Genomic DNA, 4,238 nt, shown 5'->3' with positions numbered 1-4,238 from the left:
GTACGCCAAGCAATAGTAAAAAACTTAAAAAATACGCCTGCCGATATTTAATCATCATTTAGCACCATCAATAACGGCCATTGAACTAAGGCCTAACATAATTAACTCGAGCAATTTAAACACCATAATCACACTACATTAACTGTCCTCAGCTGATAAAGCTTAAGCCAAGACGCTTTTCATGACCGATGGCAAAGCCTGCCCTGCTGGTCGATCCATGCCCCCATGGGCGTGTCGTTCAGCACATAGCTAAATATTGCAGCAAAGAACACAAGACCAACTATGCTATAGCCACCTAGCTCAGCAAGCCATAGCGGGACATATAGATAAACAGGCAGGCCTAAAGCCGCCAAAGTAAGACTTGGCAAAGCGTATCGCGCGACTTGCCATTTTCGGGAAGGACTCCGCATGTGATTCTCCATAGCGGCGACAAATAACGTCGCCTCACCACTTATCGTTATTGTGGCTGATCTGTCTAGGAAGAATATACGTAAGTACGCTAAAGCGGGATCAATGAATTATATATGCAAGCACCATTAAAAATAGCCGTGATCGGCTCCGGTATTTCCGGCCTCAGTAGCGCATGGCTATTGAGTAAACAGCACCAAGTTACGCTGTTTGAACAAGATTCGCGCCTCGGTGGCCACACCAACACCGTAGATATTCAAACCAGCGCGGGCACCATTGCTGTCGATACCGGCTTTATTGTGTTCAATGAACGCTCGTACCCTAATTTAGTGGCGCTATTTAAGCATTTAGGCGTGGGCTATTCCGGCACAGATATGTCCTTTGGCGTATCACTAGACCAAGGCCGGCTTGAATATAGCGGATCAAACTCGGTCGCCACGATGTTCGCCCAAAAGCGCAATATCTTACGCCCCCGCTTCTGGGGAATGATTAGGGATCTACTGCGGTTTTATAAGCAAAGTGCCACTTGGCTGGACACGCTCCCCGCTGACTTGTCGCTTGGCGAGCTATTGCAGCAAGAGAAATTTGGCCCCGGATTTTGTGAAGACCATTTATTACCGATGAGTGCCGCCATTTGGTCTACACCTATTGAAAAGATGCTCGCCTACCCCGCTAAAACCTTTTTGCGGTTTTGTGACAATCACGGTCTGCTGCAAGTGAGTGAGCGCCCCCAGTGGCAGACGGTAAACGGCGGTTCTCGCCAGTATATTAAAAAAATGAGCACAGACTTTGCCAATGGCATCAAACTAAACTGTGGCATTAACAAGGTAAAACGCTTCGGCGATCACGTAATTCTTGTCGACAATCAGGGTGACAGCCACCGCTTTGACCATGTCGTTATGGCCGGCCACGCCGACCAATCCCTTGCCATACTTGATGTACCCAGCACTGCGGAACAGCGCTTACTAAACGCCTTCACCTATGAGCAAAACGAAGCAGTATTACATCGCGACGAGCGCTTGATGCCCAAACGTCACGCGGTGTGGTCAAGCTGGAATTATCTTGCCGATACTAGCCGCCGCAACAATAAAGTGTCGGTTAGTTACTGGATGAACTTACTGCAACACCTGCCCTGCCAAGAATCCATTTTGCTGACCTTAAACCCACTAACAAAGCCGCGTAGCGATCAAGTTTACCGACGCTTTCACTACCAACACCCGGTGTTCAACGAGGCCGCACTCCAAGCCCAGGAACAATTATGGACGCTGCAAGGTAAGCAGCGAACCTGGTTTTGCGGCAGTTATTTTGGTTATGGTTTTCACGAGGACGGCATTCAATCGGGCTTGGCGGTGGCAGAGCAACTGGGCAATATCGTCAGACCGTGGATTGTACCTAACGCCAATGGCCGTATTCACCTAAGCAATAAGCCGGTGATAGACAATGCCGCATGAGCGCTAGTCTGCACACCGCGATCTACCGGGGCGAAGTTCGGCATCAACGCTTAACGCCATTGAGCCATCGTTTTACCTATCAAATTAGCAGTTTTCTATTTGACCTCGACGAGCTCGATGAAGCGGCAGACCACTGCCGCTTATTTTCACTAAATCATTTCAATTTATTCAGCTTCCACTTCAAGGACTTTGGCAATGGCAGTGGCGAGTCACCCCGCCACTATATTGAGCGCTGTCTTACAGGCCAAGGGATTACCGACACCCTCGCTAGGGTAAGCCTGCTCTGCTATCCCCGTATTCTGGGCTACACCTTTAATCCCCTGAGCATTTATTACTGCTATAACCAGCAGCAACAGTTATTCGCCGTGCTCTACGAAGTGAGTAACACCTTTAAACAACGGCACAGCTATTTATTCCCTGTGCCCCCAACCGACCGCAGTAAACCCACCATTCAGCAGCAGTGCGACAAAAACTTCTATGTGTCCCCGTTTAATAATATGGCGATGCGCTATAAATTTCGGCTTCGCCAACCCAACGATAAATTAGGGATTAGCATCCGCGTCCAAGAAGATGGCAAGAACCTGCTCCATGCAGCGTTCCAGGGCCAGCGCCGTCCATTTAACGATCGCGAATTGCTGCGTAATTTCTGTTCGCTACCCTTGATGACCTTAAAAGTACTGGCGGGTATTCACTGGGAAGCCCTGAAGTTATTTTGCCGCGGTTTAAAAATAGTGACGAAGCCAGCTGAACCAAGTTCACCAATCTCACGTATTGATAAATAAATCTGTTTAATACGTGAAGGGTCTACTATGAAATCAGCTACGGCGACGCTAGATCGCCACCGCGAGTCCGGCTGGTGGGCAAAGCGCCAACAACAAATACTCACCAAGGTCCTTGCACCACTATCAAACGCGACCAGCGGGGTGCTAAGCCTAAACCTGCCTAATGGCAGTCAAATCGAATTCGGAGAACAGCCCTGCGAACGACTTAATCCAGTGGTAAACCTGCACAACTGGCAGGCGGTGCGCAAAGCCTTCACCGGCGGGTCCGTAGGCTGGAGCGAAGCTTATATCGACGGTGACTGGGACAGCCCCGATCTCGCTATTTTAGTGGAGTGGATTGTCGTCAACGAAAATAACTTTGCCGGCATGCTCGACAGCGGAAAATTTGCTGGGCTTGTTCACAAATGGCGACATCGTCGCAATGCCAATAGTAAGCGCGGCAGCCGTCGCAATATTAGTTACCACTACGACCTCGGCAATGACTTTTACCAGCATTGGCTTGATCCCAGCATGACCTACTCCGCTGCCTATTACCGCGATGAGGAGCAAAGCCTAAGCGAAGCACAGCAGGCAAAGTACCAACGAATTATTGATTTACTCCAGGTAAACAATGGCGACCGTATTTTAGAAATTGGCTGTGGCTGGGGTGGCTTTGCTGAACAGCTTTGCCAACAGAAGACTGTTGATCTCCACGGTATTACCTTATCTGAGCGCCAACTGGAGTTTGCCGAGCAGCGTCTGAATAAACTTGAAACACTCGGCAACGCGGCGTTCAGCCTAACTGATTACCGCGACACCACAGGCCAATACGACCATATTGTTTCCATAGAAATGCTCGAGGCCGTAGGTGAAAAATACTGGCCAAGGTATTTCCAAACGCTATATCAACGACTCAAACCCGGTGGCCGCGCCGCTATTCAGATCATTACAATTGAAGAGGCCCGTTTTACCGGCTATAGCGCGAACCCCGATTTTATTCAGACCTATATCTTCCCCGGCGGCATGCTGCCCAGCCCCGAACGCTTTCGGACCGAAGCTGGCATCGCAGGTCTTCAGATAAAAAATGAGGAAGCTTTTGGCCATAGCTACGCCCGCACCTTGCGTGAATGGGCCTGCAATTTTCACCAACAGTGGCCAGTGATCGCGCCACTGGGCTTTGACCAACGCTTTAAGCGAATGTGGGACTATTATTTGGGCTACTGCGAGGGTGGCTTCCGGGGGAAGTCGATCGATGTTTATCAGTTTATACTTGAGAAACCCATCGCCTAAACAAAAGAACGGGCGCTTAGCGGTCTTTCTTTTGGCCCCTTTCCCGTCACCGAGAGCGAGACGGCATTGTAAGTACCGCCCCAAATCGCGAGGCGACAAAAGACGGTATTTACAATTAATTCATGCCAACTACCCGGAAGCGGCCGTCATTAAATGTGCTCATAAAGCCAACTGCGTCACAAAATACAGGCCGCAAATACGTACAATCCACGATCAATTCGCTTTGTTTTAACGACATCCGCAAGATTACAACATGATAAGATAGTGACACTTTAAAAAGTGCTAACGAGCAAACTTGCTATGAAAACAAATAAACGCTGGGGAAATG

General features: G+C 49.2%; 4 protein-coding genes. 3 read left to right on the top strand and 1 reads right to left on the bottom strand.

All coding sequences use genetic code 11. From position 1 onward, the window contains the following. Positions 1–179: 179 nt before the first annotated feature. Positions 180–410 carry a hypothetical protein gene (locus ABYT30_RS16370; protein ID WP_373081751.1) on the bottom strand — a complete coding sequence of 77 codons (231 nt, stop codon included), beginning with the start codon at positions 408–410 and terminating at the stop codon, positions 180–182. 114 nt (positions 411–524) lie between these two features. Between ABYT30_RS16370 and ABYT30_RS16365 the strand changes: the two genes are divergently transcribed. Genes ABYT30_RS16365 through ABYT30_RS16355 form a run of 3 tightly spaced genes read left to right on the top strand, consistent with a single transcriptional unit; the run spans position 525 to position 3,910 of the window. After that, positions 525–1,859: an NAD(P)/FAD-dependent oxidoreductase gene (locus ABYT30_RS16365; protein ID WP_373097531.1), complete on the top strand. Its 1,335-nt coding sequence runs from the start codon at positions 525–527 to the stop codon at positions 1,857–1,859. Next, positions 1,856–2,641, top strand: a complete 786-nt coding sequence (locus tag ABYT30_RS16360; protein WP_373097530.1) for a DUF1365 domain-containing protein — start codon at positions 1,856–1,858, stop codon at positions 2,639–2,641. Before ABYT30_RS16365 ends, ABYT30_RS16360 begins: the two co-directional genes overlap by 4 nt. A 27-nt stretch (positions 2,642–2,668) precedes the next feature. Then, a complete protein-coding gene (locus ABYT30_RS16355) occupies positions 2,669–3,910 on the top strand; it encodes a class I SAM-dependent methyltransferase (protein WP_373097529.1) in 1,242 nt (413 codons plus the stop codon). The last annotated feature ends 328 nt before the right edge of the window (positions 3,911–4,238 follow it).

The organism is Zhongshania sp. (assembly GCF_041623545.1).
Classification (GTDB): domain Bacteria; phylum Pseudomonadota; class Gammaproteobacteria; order Pseudomonadales; family Spongiibacteraceae; genus Spongiibacter.
This window is presented reverse-complemented; position numbering and strand designations above follow the sequence as displayed.

Bases quoted from the DNA above. Each gene is read 5' to 3' on its own strand.
- ABYT30_RS16360 (WP_373097530.1), top strand. From the start codon at position 1,856: ATGAGCGCTAGTCTGCACACCGCGATCTACCGGGGCGAAGTTCGGCAT.
- ABYT30_RS16355 (WP_373097529.1), top strand. From the start codon at position 2,669: ATGAAATCAGCTACGGCGACGCTAGATCGCCACCGCGAGTCCGGCTGG.
- ABYT30_RS16370 (WP_373081751.1), bottom strand. From the start codon at position 410: ATGCGGAGTCCTTCCCGAAAATGGCAAGTCGCGCGATACGCTTTGCCA.
- ABYT30_RS16365 (WP_373097531.1), top strand. From the start codon at position 525: ATGCAAGCACCATTAAAAATAGCCGTGATCGGCTCCGGTATTTCCGGC.